19 protein-coding genes are annotated in these 15,676 nt (G+C 57.4%); 9 read left to right on the top strand and 10 right to left on the bottom strand.

Annotated features, from left to right (window positions below; translation table 11 throughout):
- A partial coding sequence (locus tag QWJ34_RS24765; protein ID WP_302731776.1) for an S-layer homology domain-containing protein occupies window positions 1-309 on the top strand: 309 nt, incomplete at its 5' end.
- A gap of 272 nt (window positions 310-581) precedes the next feature.
- Window positions 582-1,268, top strand: a complete 687-nt coding sequence (locus QWJ34_RS24770) for a hypothetical protein (protein ID WP_302731777.1) — start codon at window positions 582-584, stop codon at window positions 1,266-1,268.
- A 103-nt stretch (window positions 1,269-1,371) separates the two neighbouring features.
- Here the strand turns inward: QWJ34_RS24770 and QWJ34_RS24775 are convergent, their stop codons facing one another.
- Window positions 1,372-2,031: a TetR/AcrR family transcriptional regulator gene (locus QWJ34_RS24775; RefSeq protein ID WP_302731778.1), complete on the bottom strand. Its 660-nt coding sequence runs from the start codon at window positions 2,029-2,031 to the stop codon at window positions 1,372-1,374.
- A 208-nt stretch (window positions 2,032-2,239) separates the two neighbouring features.
- Here QWJ34_RS24775 and QWJ34_RS24780 point away from each other — a divergent pair, with 208 nt between their 5' ends.
- The 3 genes from QWJ34_RS24780 to rlmD all read left to right on the top strand — a co-directional run bounded on the left by QWJ34_RS24780 (window position 2,240) and on the right by rlmD (window position 5,775).
- Window positions 2,240-2,998, top strand: a complete 759-nt coding sequence (locus tag QWJ34_RS24780) for an SDR family oxidoreductase (protein ID WP_302731779.1) — start codon at window positions 2,240-2,242, stop codon at window positions 2,996-2,998.
- Between the two features lie 252 nt (window positions 2,999-3,250).
- A complete protein-coding gene (locus QWJ34_RS24785) occupies window positions 3,251-3,529 on the top strand; it encodes a DUF7660 family protein (protein WP_302731780.1) in 279 nt (92 codons plus the stop codon).
- A gap of 728 nt (window positions 3,530-4,257) precedes the next feature.
- Window positions 4,258-5,775 carry a 23S rRNA (uracil(1939)-C(5))-methyltransferase RlmD gene (gene rlmD / locus QWJ34_RS24790; RefSeq protein WP_302731823.1) on the top strand — a complete coding sequence of 506 codons (1,518 nt, stop codon included), beginning with the start codon at window positions 4,258-4,260 and terminating at the stop codon, window positions 5,773-5,775.
- A gap of 122 nt (window positions 5,776-5,897) precedes the next feature.
- On the opposite strand, the gene QWJ34_RS24795 is transcribed toward rlmD, so the two are convergent.
- Together QWJ34_RS24795 and QWJ34_RS24800 are read right to left on the bottom strand one after the other, a co-directional pair.
- Window positions 5,898-6,821: an oxidoreductase gene (locus QWJ34_RS24795; protein ID WP_302731781.1), complete on the bottom strand. Its 924-nt coding sequence runs from the start codon at window positions 6,819-6,821 to the stop codon at window positions 5,898-5,900.
- A 37-nt stretch (window positions 6,822-6,858) separates the two neighbouring features.
- Window positions 6,859-7,560, bottom strand: coding sequence for an NAD(P)-dependent oxidoreductase (locus QWJ34_RS24800; RefSeq protein ID WP_302731782.1), 702 nt, complete (start codon window positions 7,558-7,560; stop codon window positions 6,859-6,861).
- Window positions 7,561-7,760: 200 nt separating this feature from the next.
- Here QWJ34_RS24800 and QWJ34_RS24805 point away from each other — a divergent pair, with 200 nt between their 5' ends.
- Entirely contained in the window at window positions 7,761-8,336 is a 576-nt protein-coding gene (locus QWJ34_RS24805) for a TetR/AcrR family transcriptional regulator (protein WP_302731783.1), read from the top strand.
- A 74-nt stretch (window positions 8,337-8,410) separates the two neighbouring features.
- Window positions 8,411-9,415 carry a tRNA dihydrouridine synthase gene (locus QWJ34_RS24810; RefSeq protein ID WP_302731784.1) on the top strand — a complete coding sequence of 335 codons (1,005 nt, stop codon included), beginning with the start codon at window positions 8,411-8,413 and terminating at the stop codon, window positions 9,413-9,415.
- Between the two features lie 174 nt (window positions 9,416-9,589).
- Here the strand turns inward: QWJ34_RS24810 and QWJ34_RS27140 are convergent, their stop codons facing one another.
- Window positions 9,590-9,682: a putative holin-like toxin gene (locus QWJ34_RS27140; protein WP_368047141.1), complete on the bottom strand. Its 93-nt coding sequence runs from the start codon at window positions 9,680-9,682 to the stop codon at window positions 9,590-9,592.
- A 216-nt stretch (window positions 9,683-9,898) separates the two neighbouring features.
- Between QWJ34_RS27140 and QWJ34_RS24815 the strand changes: the two genes are divergently transcribed.
- Window positions 9,899-11,371, top strand: coding sequence for a DEAD/DEAH box helicase (locus QWJ34_RS24815; protein WP_302731785.1), 1,473 nt, complete (start codon window positions 9,899-9,901; stop codon window positions 11,369-11,371).
- A 211-nt stretch (window positions 11,372-11,582) separates the two neighbouring features.
- On the opposite strand, the gene QWJ34_RS27145 is transcribed toward QWJ34_RS24815, so the two are convergent.
- From QWJ34_RS27145 to QWJ34_RS24840, 6 genes are all read right to left on the bottom strand, one after another.
- Window positions 11,583-11,666 carry a putative holin-like toxin gene (locus QWJ34_RS27145; protein ID WP_368047151.1) on the bottom strand — a complete coding sequence of 28 codons (84 nt, stop codon included), beginning with the start codon at window positions 11,664-11,666 and terminating at the stop codon, window positions 11,583-11,585.
- 170 nt (window positions 11,667-11,836) lie between these two features.
- Entirely contained in the window at window positions 11,837-12,724 is an 888-nt protein-coding gene (locus tag QWJ34_RS24820) for a prenyltransferase/squalene oxidase repeat-containing protein (RefSeq protein ID WP_302731786.1), read from the bottom strand.
- Entirely contained in the window at window positions 12,717-12,953 is a 237-nt protein-coding gene (locus QWJ34_RS24825; protein WP_302731787.1) for a hypothetical protein, read from the bottom strand. Before QWJ34_RS24825 ends, QWJ34_RS24820 begins: the two co-directional genes overlap by 8 nt.
- A 43-nt stretch (window positions 12,954-12,996) precedes the next feature.
- Window positions 12,997-13,503 (bottom strand): hypothetical protein, encoded by a 507-nt coding sequence (locus QWJ34_RS24830; protein WP_302731788.1) that lies wholly within the window; start codon window positions 13,501-13,503, stop codon window positions 12,997-12,999.
- Window positions 13,503-13,919 carry a MerR family transcriptional regulator gene (locus QWJ34_RS24835; RefSeq protein WP_302731789.1) on the bottom strand — a complete coding sequence of 139 codons (417 nt, stop codon included), beginning with the start codon at window positions 13,917-13,919 and terminating at the stop codon, window positions 13,503-13,505. Before QWJ34_RS24835 ends, QWJ34_RS24830 begins: the two co-directional genes overlap by 1 nt.
- A gap of 190 nt (window positions 13,920-14,109) precedes the next feature.
- Entirely contained in the window at window positions 14,110-14,727 is a 618-nt protein-coding gene (locus QWJ34_RS24840) for a copper amine oxidase N-terminal domain-containing protein (protein ID WP_302731790.1), read from the bottom strand.
- Between the two features lie 222 nt (window positions 14,728-14,949).
- Here QWJ34_RS24840 and QWJ34_RS24845 point away from each other — a divergent pair, with 222 nt between their 5' ends.
- On the top strand, window positions 14,950-15,657 hold the full coding sequence (locus QWJ34_RS24845; protein ID WP_302731791.1) for a DNA alkylation repair protein: 708 nt from the start codon (window positions 14,950-14,952) through the stop codon (window positions 15,655-15,657).
- The last annotated feature ends 19 nt before the right edge of the window (window positions 15,658-15,676 follow it).

Here is a 15,676-nt window from a genome sequence, read left to right on the forward strand (position 1 = left end):
GTGCTGGCGAAGCTGCTGCCGCAAACGTCGGCATCGACAACGACAGCGGCAAGCTTCAGCGACCTGAGCGGCAGCCATTGGGCGGCTCAGGCGGCCGGCCGACTGCAAGCGGCGGGCGTGATTACGGGCTATGCCGACGGCAGCTTCAAGCCGAACCGGGATATCACCCGCGCCGAAGCGGTGTCGATGATTAACCGCTTGATCGGACTGGACGCGTCGCGCAGCGAAGCGGGCAGCGGGCAGTGGAAAGACGTAGCCGGCAGCTACTGGGCGTACGACGCCATTCGCGCGGCTTCGATGAACCGCTAAACTCGCGGACCGCTTCAACGAACAGATGGATTCGGGCAGACTTCAAGAGACGCCCCGGCCTCCCCAAGGCCGGGGCGTCTCTTTGTCGATATGCCTTCGCCGTATCGATCGCGCAGCATCCGCCGCAGCGCAAGCCGCGCCGAATCCTGCGCCCCGCCCGCACAACCTTTTTCCAAGCTCGCTGTCCACAGGCCGCCAATCCGGTTAATAAAGAGTAAACACCCTGCGACAAACGCACGAACCATCCCACCATACGGAAAGGTGTGACCGCCATGACCCGCGTGCTGCTGCTCATCGTCTGGCTGGCCTTCGTTGGATACGCGCTGTTCTTCGCGCCCGGAACGGGCGGAGGGGAAGACCCCTGGTTTGTGCCGCTGATCACGCTGCAGGCGGACGAGCCGTCGCTGCTGGCCATGTTCACGCTGCTCGGATTGTTTCCGCTCGCCTACGCCTGCATGCTGCTGCGCCACGACGACCGGAAAGTTCCGGCCTGGCCGTTTGTGCTGCTGTCGTTTGCGCTCGGCGCGTTCGCGCTGCTGCCGTACTATATTCTCACTTCGCATACCCACGCCGGCGCCCACGGGCTGCGGCTGTCCGAAGGGATCCGCCGCACCGCGGAATCGCCGGTTACGCACGGCATCCTGTTTCTGCTCACGCTGCTGACGATGGGTTGCGGGCTGCTCGCGGGCGATCTGAACGCGTATGCCGAAGCATTCCGCGCGTCGCGTTTTGTCAACGTAATGACGATCGACTTCGGCCTGCTCACGCTGCTGTCGGTGTACGCGATCTATACCGGCTCGCGCCGCCGCTCGCTGCCGCAGGCGACCGCGCTGCTCGGGCTGATCCCGATTCTCGGCCTGCTGATCTACATCTGGCTGACGCGCATGGACCAGAGCGCTTCGCCTTACGTCCCGTCGGCTCCGGCCGCACGCGGCAAACGCAAAGCGGGAGCCCGCTGAAGCAGCCGAAAAACCGCGAAACCCGGGGAACTGGGGTCGCGGTTTTTCGGCGTATCGGAGCAGGAAGCGGCAGGCCGATCAACCGAACTTTTTTTAGGGGAAGTCAAAGCTTCCGTTCCCCGCTCCCGCCGCTGCGAAACACCACATCCGCCGGGGCGCTGCGCACAAACTCCAGCAGCTGCTCGGCCATATAAACGGGGGAATGGGCGAATCCGCCGCGAATCCATCCCAGAATCATGCCCCAGATCGCGTAAGACTGGTAGCCGGCGTACAGCTCGCGGTCGATCCGGGGATTGAAATGTTCGCCGCTGAGGTCGTGCAGAGTCAGTCCTTTGATTACGCCGCAGATGCGGTCGGGAAAGCCCGGCAGCGCCTGCGATTCGACGATCAGGGTATAGAAAGCGGCGTGGCGGTGCACATGTTCGAAGATGGTGACGGCCGAAGCGCTCAGTTCGCTGACGGCGAACGATTCCGCATTCCGGTAAGGCGCGCGAAACGAATCGACCAGGTCGTTGATCGCGTCGTCGACGGCTTCGGCCAGCAGTTCTTCTTTGGTCTGGTAATGCTTGTAAAACGTGCCGCGGTTCAGGTCCGCGCCGCGCACCAGGTCGGTGATGGAGATGTGTTTGAACTCGCGCTGCCGCATCAGGCGGATCAGCGTTTCCTTGAGCGCGGCTTTGGACTTGCGGACGCGGCGGTCGGTCGTTTCCTCCGCGCCGGCGGCCGCTGTATGCGCTTCTTCGTTCGGCGGGTTGGCGCTCAAATCGTTCCCCTCCTTCTCTTGCTTGCTGCTGCAAACCCCGGCTAATCGACAAATCGGATGCCGAATGTTTGTTAACGCACAAAAGCGCTTTCTTTTACACACTGTCAAAGTTGTTCAAGTTTGTTTATACTGAATTTAAAGTAAAATAATGAACAATTGTTCACGAACATCATACCAAATCTGCGGCAACTTCGGGGAGGATACAACGATGAAACTTCAGGGCAAAACGGCAATCGTAACAGGCGCGGCATCCGGCATGGGGCGCAGCATCGCGATCCTGTACGCGGCGGAAGGCGCGAAAGTGGCGGTCTCGGACATCAATCTCGAAGCGGCGGAAAAAGTGACGCAGGAGATCAAGGACGCGGGCGGCGAAGCGTTTGCGATCAAAACGAACGTGGCGTCCGAAGAAGACATTCAGGCGCTGGTCGATCAAACGGTGCAGAAGTACGGTACGCTTGATATCCTTGTCAACAACGCCGGCATCATGGACAACTTCGTGCCCGCGGGCGAGCTGACGGACGAACTGTGGGAGCGTGTATTTGCGATCAACACAACCGGCCCGATGCGCGCGATTCGCAAAGCCCTTCCGATCTTCCTGGAAAAAGGGCGGGGCGTGATCGTGAACGTCGCTTCGGCGGGCGGGCTCAACGGTTCGCGCGCGGGCGCGGCTTACACGGCGTCCAAGCACGCGGTGGTCGGCCTGACGAAGAACGTCGGCTTCCAGTACGCGGTCAAAGGCATCCGCTGCAACGCGATCGCGCCGGGCGGCGTGGCGACCAATATCTCCGCGTCCATGACGCAGCCGAGCGAATTCGGCGCGCAGCGCGCGATGGCCGGCATGAACCTCAATCCGCGCGTCGGCGAACCGGACGAGATTGCCAAGGTGGCGCTGTTCCTCGGTTCCGACGACGCCAGCTTCGTGAACGGCGTAACGCTTGCCGCGGACGCGGGCTGGACGGCTTACTGATGGCTTCCCGGAACCGAATCCGGTGCTGAATATCTACAATTTTTCTTTAAAATGGCTCTAAAATAGCTCTCTCGGCCTAAATCCGAGAGGGCTTTTTCTACGTATTGTACGATGTGCGGCCAGACTGCGAATCTTCCGCATTTTCCCCATAAGCTGGATAACCCGCTTTCGGTGTACGGTATGTCTCCAAATCGAGCGTGCGGGTAACGGACAGGCGAAGAACCCATACAGATAAAGACAGGAGTGGAGCGTGTGAATATTTACGAAGAGTTGGAAAAGATCGACGGGCGAGAAGCGTTTATCGCGTTTGTGCACCGGTTAACGAACGATCTGGAGCATAACCGCGAGGCTTGGGCGAATCCGACGCTGGAAGATTATTTGCAGGGGATCGCTTCGTGGGTCGAAGACGGCGTGGAAAAGCCGGGCGAAGCCGCGAGCCGTTTTCCGGGAACGGAGAAGATTAAGCGCCGGAGCGATGTGGAATGGGAAAGATTGGCGTTCCTGCTGTTCGCGGCGGGACGGTACGAGTAAGATACACGGAGCCGATAACGATTGCAAGGCTCCGGCTCCGCCCGGCGAACGGCGCGTTCAGGCGCGTGCCCGCCCGCGGAGCCGGAGTTTTTGGCCGTCTGCGGGAGCGGATCCCGGAATGTATCGTTTTTCTTCCATTATTCATGGTATAGTGAACACGGAAACAATGCGGACGGACGTTGGATAAACGAGTGCGAGCAGTATCCAATTTTAATATAGATGGAGAGTTAACGATCATGAGCGAGCAAAAAGACAAGTCTACCGGAATCAGCCGCAAGGAGCGCAAACTTCAAACGGCAAAAGCGGAAAAAAAGAAAAATCGGCCTTCGGGCAAAAAAAAGCCGGGCGTTAAGCGCAATGCGCTGCCGGGCAAAGAAAAAAGTGTCGGAAGCGCGGTCGATACGGCTGCGGCGGCACAAAGCGCAAACGCGGATTCGGCGGCGGAAAAGCGCAAGCCAAACCCGGCTCCGCGCCAAGAACGCGGCGAACGCGGCTCTGCAGCGGGACGCGGCCGTTCTTCGGCGCAGCCGCGCCCGGCCAAACCGGTCGGCGAAGCGGAACGCCTCAGCCCGAGCGAGCGTTACGAGAAGCGCCAAAGCGAGCGTGCAAACGCAGCCGCGGCGAGCCAAACGTCCGGGCAGCCCAAAACGGGCGGCAAGCGCGGAAAGCCGGTTTCGGCGTCGGGTCGACCTTACGCGGGCAGTAAACCGGATGCGGTCGGCGCGGATATGGGCAAAACGAAAGACGGGTATGTGCAGCGGCCGTCCGCGGCAGTAGGCAAAAATCCGTATCCGGGCGGCGGCGCGGCGGAGAAAAGTCCGGCTGCTCCGGCGGACGCCGAGCAGATCAAAGTCGGCGACGGCATCGTCGTGACGATCAAGCGCATCGGCATCAACGGCGAAGGCGTCGGCTACTACCGGCGCAAAGCGGTCTTTATCGACGGCGCGATCACGAACGAAGTGGTCAAAGCGGAAGTGCTGGAGACGCAGGAGAAATTCCTGAAGGCCAGGCTGCTTGAAGTGGAAAAGAAATCGCCCGACCGGGTGGAACCGCCTTGTCCCGTATTCGGGATCTGCGGCGGCTGCCAGATCCAGCATATTTCGTACGAGGGACAACTGCGTGCCAAGCTGGACATCGTGCGCGAAGCGTTCAGCCGCTACGCGAAGCTGAACGATCTCAAGATCAAGCCGACCCTCGGCATGGACCGGCCGTGGGATTACCGCAACAAAGCGCAGCTTCAAGTCGAGCGCCGCGACGTCAAAGGATCGAAAAGCGAGATTATCGCCGGCCTGTACGAGATCGGCACTCACGAGATCGTGGACATCAGCGGCTGCCCGATCCAGCACCCGCAGGTCAACCGCGCGATCGACCGCGTCAAAGCCGTGCTCGGCGAACTGAATATCCCGCTGTCCAAAGGCGACAGCCGGGGCGGGCGCAGCGATATCAAAGACAGCGGTCCGCGCAAAGGCGTGCGCACCATCGTCGTGCGCGCGGGCTTCCAGTCCGGCGAACTCCAGGTCACGCTGGTGACCGAGACGGCCGACCTGCCGCGCCAGGGCGACCTGATCGAGCGCCTGCGGCTCGAACTGCCGGAGATGAGCGGGTTGTCGCTCAACGTGAACCCGCTCAAGACCCCGCTGATCTTCGGCGAACGCACGATCAGCCTCTGGGGCTCCGAAGCGATGAAGGAATCGCTCGGCGACCTGAACTTTGAGCTGTCGCCGCGGGCGTTCTTCCAGCTCAATCCGGAGCAGACGGTCAAACTGTACGAGACCGTCCGGACCGCCGCCGCCCTCACGGGCAAAGAGACCGTCGTCGACGCCTACTGCGGCACAGGCACCATCGGCCTGTGGCTGGCCCCGTATGCCGCCGAGATCCGCGGCATCGAAGTCATCCCCGAAGCCGTCGAAGACGCGCGGCGCAACGCCGCCCTGAACGGCCGAGACAACGCCCAATTCTTCGCCGGCGAAGTCGAAGACCTGCTGCCGCGCTGGGCCAAAGACGGCCTGGCCCCGGACGTGATCGTCGCCGACCCTCCGCGCGTTGGCCTGGATCGCAAGTTCTTAGAGACGGTGCTGCGCGCGAAGCCGCAGAAATTCGTCTACGTGTCCTGCAACCCTTCGACCCTGGCGAAAGACTGCAAAGTGCTGCTGGACGGCGGCTACGAGATCCAATCGGTACAGCCGGTGGATATGTTCCCGCAGACGAGCCAGGTGGAGTGCGTGACGGTGCTGGTGAAGAAATAAGTTTCATTAAAAGTACGAAACGACGAAGTCTGAGCGGGATGCCCGTTCAGGCTTTTTGTGACGCAAATTTCCCGGAACCTTGTAAGCGCCGCCGGAACTTTTTCTCGCTTCATCGTGATGGTTCAGCGTTGAGGCGGCAGCGAATAAGCAACGCCGGTCAATCGCTCGCTGATCTCCCACAGCTGTCCGCACAGAGCCGGATCAACCGCTTTCGCCGGCATCTTGATTTCCTTCGGCGAACCGGTCAAGCCGAGCAGGCCGGAAGGCGCCCAGAACGAACCGTTGGCGGCCATGGGATCGCAGGCTGCGCGCAGGATCGACAGCGCGCCTTCCGAAGCCGGCTGAGAAGTTAACGGGGTCAACACGCGCCGGAATAAAAATCCGCCGCTTTTTTGCAGATTGGTGGGAGAGCCTCCGGGATGCGCGGCGGCCGCTGTCGTGCTCGAACCGGACTGTTTCAACCGGGCGGCCAACTCGCGGATAAACATAAGATTTGCGAGCTTGCTTTGTCCGTAAGCCGCCATTTTGACGTAACGTCTGCGTTCGTAATTAAGATCGTTCAGATGGATCGAGCCCATCACGCCCGCCAAACTCGTCATCGACGCGATTCGCGAATCCGGGGTTTGCAGAATAAGCGGAAGCAGCCGACCCGTCAGCGCGAAATGCCCCAGGTGATTGGTTCCGAATTGAAGCTCGAAGCCCTTCTTGGTATGCGAGAACGGAGGAATCATCACGCCTGCATTGTTGATTAGCAGATCAAGGCGCCCGTACTTCCGCCGCACCTCTTCCGCGCATTCGGATACCGAATCCAGGTCGGCCAGATCGAGCTTTATCCCGGACAACTTTGCGCGGGGAACCTGCTCGGCAATTTGTTGGATCGCGGCTCCGACTTTGTTTGCGTCACGGCTTGCCAGAATCACTTCCGCGCCTTTTTGTGCCAGCATCAGCGCTTCCTGATAGCCCAGGCCGGAGTTGGCTCCCGTAATGAGGACGACTTTTCCGCTCTGGTCGGGAATCTGATCGTAGGTCCATTTTTCGTGCGGCATTATCGTGCTCCTCTCCGCTAAAAGTCCGTTATACGGTTTATCGTCCGACGTTCACGATCTTCCCGGTCCAGCCGGGCTCGCTCACCGCCGCTCGCACCAGGCAGTCGGCGCAGTCCGCAAAAGGCAGCGCCCGAAGCAGCGAGATGCGAGCGGCCGGACCGGCCGTGTAGTTCAGCGTGCCGTCGGCATATCGAAGGAGCGACGCCCGAACAATGACCCAGTCCAGATTACTTTGCCTTACAGCTTGTTCGGCAATCGCTTTATCTTCGATGGCTTTCCGGTAGATCCGGCGCATGATGCGGACCGCCCGACGATTAAAGGCGGATAGTTCTGTGCCCTCGCTCAAATTAATGCCGCTTTGCATCACCAGCCGTTTTACTCCGCCGCGCCGGCTGGCGGTCAGGATATTCGCCATGCCTTCCGACATGATCGTGCCCGGTGTGTAGTTGGCCGCCATTACGCGCATACCCGCCTTGAAATTGAAAAATTTGCCCTGCGCACCGTTCGTCGAAACGCCGCTCGGCGGACCGATACAGCTGATGACCGCATCCGCGCCGGCGATGGCGTTGACTATATCCGATTCGTCGAATACATCTCCCCGCCGCACGATGAGCCGCTGCGCGGGAACGACGGCTTCCGGCCGCCGCGCCACGGCGATCACCTCATGTCCCTGCTCAAGCGCCTGCTTCACCACTTGACTTCCGGTTCCTCCGGTCGCTCCGATAACCGCAATTTTCATTCATGAATTCTCCTTCAACAGGGATCTTTAACAGCTTCGTTTCGAAACGATAAATACACACTAGTGTACTAAGAAACGATTATGTATAATTGTAGACGGAAATAAAAGGGATGCAATTTGTAAAAAGGGGAGTTTCGTGTATTAGTACACACCTCCCCTGAAATTGTGTCTTTACGATGCGAAAGGCGGGTGCCGTTTAAGTGGTCAAAGTGGATCGGCGAATACGTAAATCCCGGGAAGCGATCAAACGGGCCGTAATTGAATTAATGAACGAACAGGAATTCGATCAGATCACGATCCAGGACATCTCGGAGCGGGCGGACGTCAGCCGCAAAACAATTTATCTGCATTATCTGGACAAATTCGATCTTTTGGATAAACTGATCGAAGAGCATATCGACGATTTGCGGAAGATTTGCGATTCGACGGACGACGCCGCCGATTATCGGGAAGCCGGAGTATTGTGGTTCGAGTATTTCGAGCGCCATTCGTTATTCTTTTCCGCACTGCTTGCCAGTAAAGGGAGCCTCTTTTTTCGCAATCGGTTCCTGGAATTTTTCCTTCGGGAGTTGGAGAAAGGGAAGCGGAGTTCCCAACAAAGCGGCCGGGATGCGGCAGACGGTGTCGATATCGATATCCAGTTCCTGGGGGCGGCGATCGTAGGGATCGTGGAGTGGTGGTTCAAGAATGGAAAGCCTTATTCTCCCGACTTTATGGCGATGCGGTTGGGAACGCTGCTTGACCGGAATCTCGAAGCGATTTTGTCGCCTGTTTGACCAGGGCGTGTCTTAAATAGACCGGCTTGAAATAGAATATCCCGACACGAATATCAGATAGAGAGGTTTTAAACATGACATCAAACTTTTGGCAGGACTTACCCCGTCCTTTTTTCATACTGGCCCCGATGGAAGACGTTACGGACGTCGTATTTCGCCATGTGGTGAGCGCGGCGGCCAGACCGGACGTCTTTTTTACGGAGTTCGCCAATACCGAAAGCTTCTGTCATCCGGAAGGGCATCAAAGCGTGCGCGGGCGGTTGACGTTTACCGAAGACGAGCAGCCGATGGTGGCCCATATCTGGGGAGACAAACCGGACTATTTTCGTCAAATGAGTATCGGCATGGCGCAGCAGGGCTTCAAAGGCATCGATCTCAACATGGGCTGCCCGGTGGACAATGTGGCGGAGAACGGGAAAGGAAGCGGCCTGATTCTTCGTCCCGAGCTCGCGGCGGAGATTATTCAGGCGGCCAAAGCCGGCGGTCTGCCGGTCAGCGTCAAGACTCGGCTCGGCTTCACCGAGATCGACGAATGGCGGGATTGGCTGACCCATGTCTTGAAGCAGGATATCGCCAATCTGTCGATTCACCTGCGGACGCGCGAAGAAATGAGCAAAGCCGACGCGCACTGGGAGCTGATTCCGGCGATCAAGCAGCTGCGCGACGAGATATCGCCGCAGACGCTGCTGACCATCAACGGCGATATCCCGGATCGGCAAAAAGGGTTGGAGCTGGCGGAGAAGTATGGCGTGGACGGGATTATGATCGGGCGCGGTATTTTTCACAATCCGTTTGCGTTCGAGAAAGAGCCGAAAGAGCACGGAAGCGAGGAACTGCTGAATCTGCTGAAGCTTCATCTGGATCTGCACGACCGGTATTCCTCGGAGCTGGAACGGCGTCCTTTCAAAGCGCTGTCCCGATTCTTCAAGATTTACGTTCGCGGTTTCCGCGGAGCGAGCGAGCTGAGAGTAAAGTTGATGGAGGCGAAGTCGACGGAGGAAGTGCGGTCGGGGTTGGCGGAGTTCGCGAGCCGGGCAGACGATCGAACAGCGGAGATTCATACGGAGAGCAAAGGTTGAGCTTGCTTTCCAAATTGAATTTTACGGGCTACCCTGCTATAATCGAAGAACAAAGAACGCAAAGCAAAAGGAGCCGTGCGTCAACACGACTCCTGATGCAATAGCCGCTTTTAAGGGCGGTTGGCTTTAGGTGAGATCTATCGTTAATAGACCGCTACCTTTGGTGAGGGCGGTCTATTTCTTATTGTGGAACGAAAGAATCAAGATCACTAACGTTGCGAACGAGATCATCAACATCAGCGTTTGATAAGTTTCCACAGGCTTCACCTCCTTTACAGGAGATTAGCCGACCGCCCATATAAGCCTTTCTATTGCTTGATTAGTATATCACGTATGCGCAAATAAGAGATATTTTAATTACTTGTTTGCGTTATTTCAATGCAATAAACAGCAAAACACCCGTCCTCTTTTCCCCCGATCTGTGTTACGCTTATCCGATATCCGCACCAAGCACCAGGCGAGACCGAAGGAGTCCAAACAACCATGAACGAGAATCAACCGATCGAAGCTTCCCAAGCTTCTTTTTCCGACTACAACCTCAGCCCCGAAATCGCCCGCGCGCTCGACACTTTAGGTTACACATCCCCGACTTCCGTCCAGCAGCAGGTCATCCCGCAGGCTCTCGCAGGCCGCGACGTGACCGTCAAATCGCGCACCGGCAGCGGCAAAACGGCCGCCTACGGCATTCCGCTGTGCCAACTGCTAGACTGGGAAGAAAGCCGCCCGCAGGCGCTGATCCTGACCCCGACGCGCGAGCTGGCCGACCAGGTCAAAGAAGACATCATGAACATCGGGCGTTTCAAGCGCATCAAAGCGGCGGCAATCTACGGCAAGCAGCCGTTCGACCGGCAGAAGCGCGAGCTGATGCAGCGCAATCACGTGATCGTCGGTACGCCCGGACGCGTGATGGATCATATCGAGAAAGACACCATCGACCTGGAGCGCATTCAATACCTGGTGATCGACGAAGCCGACGAGATGCTGAGCATGGGCTTTATCGAGCAGTTGGAGAAGATTATCCGCGAGCTGCCGAAGAAACGGGTCACGATGCTGTTCTCCGCGACGCTTCCGCAGGACGTTGAACGCCTCTGCCACCGCTATATGAACGACCCGGTCGATATCGAGATCGGTTCGGCGGCGGATAAGCGGCAGACGCAGATTCAGCATAGACTGTACAGAGTCGGCGAAAAGTCCAAACCGGCACTGCTGCAAAAAGTCACGGTAGTCGAGAATCCGGACAGCTGCATGATTTTCTGCCGGACGAAGGATAATGTGGACGCGGCGGCGCTTCATCTGGAACGCTTCGGCTACCCGGTCAACAAGATCCACGGCGGCATGGAACAGGACGACCGCAACCGCGTGATGAACGAGTTCCGCAGCGGGAAGTTCCGTTACCTGGTCGCGACCGACGTGGCGGCGCGCGGCATCGACATCGACCGGATCACGCATGTCATCAACTACGATCTGCCGATGGAAAAAGAAAGCTACGTCCACCGCACAGGCCGGACCGGACGCGCGGGACAAAGCGGGATTGCGATCACGTTCGCGACGCCGTTCGAAGACAAATTCCTCGGTGCGATCGAAAACTATATCGGCTTCGAACTTCCGCGCGCCGAAGAACCTTCCGCTTACGCGGTATCCGAAGCGCAGAGCGCGTTCGACCGCAAGCTGCGCGACCGTCCGGCAGCGAAGAAGGTCAAAGGCGAAGAACTGAACGCGGACATTATGAAGCTGTATTTTAACGGCGGCAAAAAGAAAAAGCTGCGTCCGGTCGACTTCGTCGGTACGATCGCACGAATCGAAGGCATCACGGCCGAAGATATCGGGATCATCAGCGTGCAGGAGACCGTGACCTATGTGGACATCCTGAACGGCAAAGGCGCGAAAGTGCTGAAAGCGATGCAGGAGACGACGGTGAAAGGGAAGCTGCTGAAGGTGCAGAAAGCGAGAACGTAGCAGGGGTGACGTGGTTATTCAAGCTAAGTGAAACCAACTACCCAATCTCCAAATTGAACTTTTCAACTGCTACTGTTATAATCGAACTATAAATAAGCAAAGAAAGAGGAGCCGTGCGCTAACACGACTCCCGATGCAATAGCCGCTTTTAAGGGCGGTTGGCTTTGGAAGGTTGCTCTATAAATAGACCGCTACCTTTGGAGAGGGCGGTCTATTTCTTGTTGTGGAAAGAAAGAATCAGAATCACCAACGTCGCAAACGAGATCATCAACATTAGCGTTTGATAGATTTCCACGAAGCATCACCTCCCTTCCGGGAGATTAGCCGACCGCCCATATAAGCCTTTCTACTGCTTGAATAGTATAACATGTACGCGTATAAACGAGTATAACAATTACTGTTTTACGCTATCCCGTCTATTTGAGACGAGTTAACACTAATACGACTCCCAATGCAATGGCCGCTTTAAGGGCGGTCTATTTCTTTCTTCTCCAAAGAAAGAAACTCCGATACTTCCCCAACCCCGGCCAGCGCCTCCAGCAGCGCAAACGTCCCGCCGCCCCATTCGCCGTCCGGGTCCCAGACCTGTCTGCCGATCCGCACGCCGTCCTTGCCGATATAAGGCTTCGCCCGTTCCAGCGCTTCTTCGACGAATCCGTCCGGCAGCGGCTTGCCTCGTTTCCTCGACCATTCGGTCACAAACGACAGCCCGCGCAGGATATCGTATTCGAAAAACCTCGGAAAGCACGGTTTCAGCCAATCTTCGTTAATCACCTGCCCGCTCGACTTCGAACACACCAGCTTATGCTCGATCAGATACCGTGCGCCTTCGTCCAGGAAGTCTTTTTCCCGCTGCGTAAATTCCCGCTTCGTACAGCGCAGGATCGCTTCGAGCGGCGGGAGGGTGGAGACGATCGAGCTTTTATGCGAATGCAGGTACGCGTCCGGGTCGCAGTTGAGTCCGCCGTCGGGCAGCTGATGATCCAGCAGCCATTCGCGAATCCACGGCAGCTCGCGGTCCAGATCGCAGCCGTAATCCTGCAGGATCATATAGAACACCGCGAGCTCGCAGTGGCAGCAGTCCCATTTATCCAGATCGGATTCATGCGCGGGAGCGTCCTGCTCCGCGATCACAAACACCGGCCATACGCGGGTTTGCAGCAGCTTTTTCGCTTCCAGAATCGCCGGCTCGGGAATGCGCCGCACTTTGCCCATCTCGCGCAGCGCCGCCATATGCCACCAGGCGCCGGTCCATTTGTCGCGGCTGCCCTCGCCCTGAGCGAATGGCGAGCCGTTCTCCAGCCGGCGTACGGAAGCTTCCAGCGCCGCCGGTACGTTCGATGCATTACCCATTCGGAGTTTCCTCCGCCGCGTCCGGTTCGGTCTGGGCCGTCGAGCCGTCCGCTTCGCGCTCAACGATCGTCACGGCTCTGATCTTTGCGTCGGCGATCTGCCGCAGCACCTGACTTTTGGCATCGGTCGTATCGGAAGCATAAACGTTGGTAAAATACAGCACGCCGTAAACGTCCTGATACTCGACCGTATACTCCACAGGTTTGTGTTCCCGCTGCTTCGTTTCCATGCTTTTCACCGCCTGAGTTTGTTTTTGACAACGCTCCCGAATCTTATCCGTCGATCCGGTATTCTTTTTCCAGATACGCGTATTGGTTCGGCCGGTCTTCCGGAAACTGCGGCAGCACGCAAACGCTTCGGTCCGCTTCGGGCGGGAGAGAGGAAGCCCGGCTCCATTCTTCGGCCCGTTCGACTGCCTCTTCGTCGATTGCGGCGCCGTCCATATCGTCTTCGCCGACGAACTCGATCGGGATGTTTCGGCTTAGCGTGCGCGTTTCGGAGATCAAGCTGACCGTAACCATCCGTTCGCCGCAGGAGATCGCGTGCCGGGTGAATACTTCCAGCACCGCGTCCCGTGCCGGGGCGTCCGCCTTGAGATATCCATGCGAGTTTCCGGCAAAAGGATTCCGGCTCGGCGAGCGGAACAGGCCGTCCGGCAGGTCGATCCGCAGTTCGCAGCTTCGGTCTCGCGCCGTGTCTTCCGCGTCCCAGCGAATCCACAAATAGTTCAGTCCTTCTTCGTTTTCCATTTTGGATTTGGCCCATCTCAGCTCGAGCATTACCGATCGCCTTCTTCCAGCAGCCGCGACACCGACTCGATCATTTTCTGCTTCGTCTCGGCGGAGATTCGGGGACTGATCGTCATTGCGACGTCGTCGGTGATGCGCAGCGTTTCGTTCTCGAGAATGCGGCTGGACTCGTAGAGCGGAAGCTGGCTGCCGATCTTCTCGATCTCTTCCGGCGTCAGGTGCCGCAGCTTGTCTTGAATCGCGGACAGCGTTTCGCCTGTGCGCGACAGGGTGAGGATTGCGCGAAACCAGTGCAGATGCCGCTCGCCGTACACCCGCTTGTTGCCCGAAAGTTCGAGAGGAGGCACCATGCCGATCTGTGTATAATAACGGATCGTTCGCAGATTCATGCGCGGGTCGTCTTTTTGCAGCAGTTCCGCTATTTGCCTTGCCGTATAACCGTTCACCGCACACCTCCGTATGATGAAAAGGATAGTGTTACACTTTAGTGTTTGTTATACAGTTTACTGTAACGATTGCGAATTGTCAAAATTAAAATTCGTTCTTTTGAAGCCGGGGATGCGCACAGGCAAACAGACCGCTGCCTCGGCGAGGACGGCCTGTTTTAAGGAAAGCGAAACGCTGCGATTTAAAACTTTACGGACAAGGATACCAGTCCAAGATGCTGCCGAGAATAGGATCGTACCGCCATCTTGTGCACATCTGCTCGCTGCCCGAATCTTTTTTGTCGGGTTTGGTCGTTTTCTGGTCGTCTTTTTTGCGATTGTCGGCCAGTTCTTTGAGGTATTTGGCAAAGTCGTCCTGGACTTGTTTCTGGGTGAGGTTGTACTGTTTCAAAAAGGCGTCGTCGTAGATGCTGACTTCCTGGAGGTAAGGGTTCCACAGCACGAGCGCGCCGCTGGCTTCCCCGATAAATCGCAGAGGGACGAACGTGTAGCCGCCGCGGGTTACGGCCGCTTCGGACAGCTGCACGGACTTTCCGTTCACGGTTGCCTGTTTGCTGCCGACCTTGAGCGTGAAATCGAGCGATCCTTTGGTGCCGCGAATCGTCTGCGCCGCTTCGTTCCACGTGATCTTAATGCCGAGCGATTCGAACAAAGGCCGCATGGGAACCAGCGTCGTGCCGTTCTTGCTGTACGGCGCGGCGCCGAGCTGGAGAGGCTTGTCGTTGTAAATGATGCCGATCTTGGAACTGCTTTTCGTTTCGGCGAGAGCCGTCAGGGGCAGCGAGAGAAACAGCAAAACAGCGAGCATTGTGCGGACTATCCAGGGGCTGGATAATCGGCTGAACGAATAAACATTCATCGGATTGACCCACTCCTTTCATTAACCACATTTAACCCCACCTGGATGGGATGAAACGGAAAAAAGACCGTATTCCCGGTTCTTTGATATATTCTTCGAACATCCAATTCAAATCCCGGAACATCCATTGTAAAATGAATACAAATCAAGCGGACAAAGGAGAGCTGCGTCATGAAGCTGGAAGAAGTCATGAGCGAACTCGAATCCCTGGGCAAAGAAGCAATCAAGAAAAGGTATGTGTCGAGCGGGGCGCGCGAGCCGCTGTTCGGGGTGGCGACCGGGGCGATGAAGCCGATGGTCAAAGCGATTAAAAAAGATCGGGAACTGGCGGAAAAGCTGTACGGCACCGGCAATTACGACGCGATGTACGTTGCGGGAATCATTGCCGATCCCAAAGCGATGACGGAAGAAGACTTCGAACGCTGGATCGACGCCGCTTACTTCTACATGATCTCCGATTATATCGTGGCCGTTACGCTGGCGGAAACGGATATCGCCCAGCAGGTGGCGGACAAATGGATCGACAGCGGAGACGAACTGCGGATGTCGGCGGGGTGGAACTGTTACTGCTGGCTGCTCGGCAGCCGGAAAGACAGCGAGTTTTCGGCGGACAAGCTGGACGGGCTGCTCAAGCGGGTCGAGCAAAGTATCCATACCGCGCCGGAGAGGGCCAAATATGCGATGAACCAGTTTATTTATACCGTCGCGGTATCTTATGCCGCCCTGCACGGCCGGGCCGCGCAAACCGCCGAAGCGGTCGGGTCGGTCGAAGTGCATGCGGACGGCGCGAACGTCAAATACCTGAACGCGTCGGAAACGATCCGTAAAGACGAGGAAAAAGGACGGATCGGCTTCAAACGGAAATATGTGCGGTGTTAGATTTTTCGAAACGGAGTGA

Source organism: Saccharibacillus sp. CPCC 101409, from assembly GCF_030518235.1.
GTDB lineage: Bacteria > Bacillota > Bacilli > Paenibacillales > Paenibacillaceae > Saccharibacillus.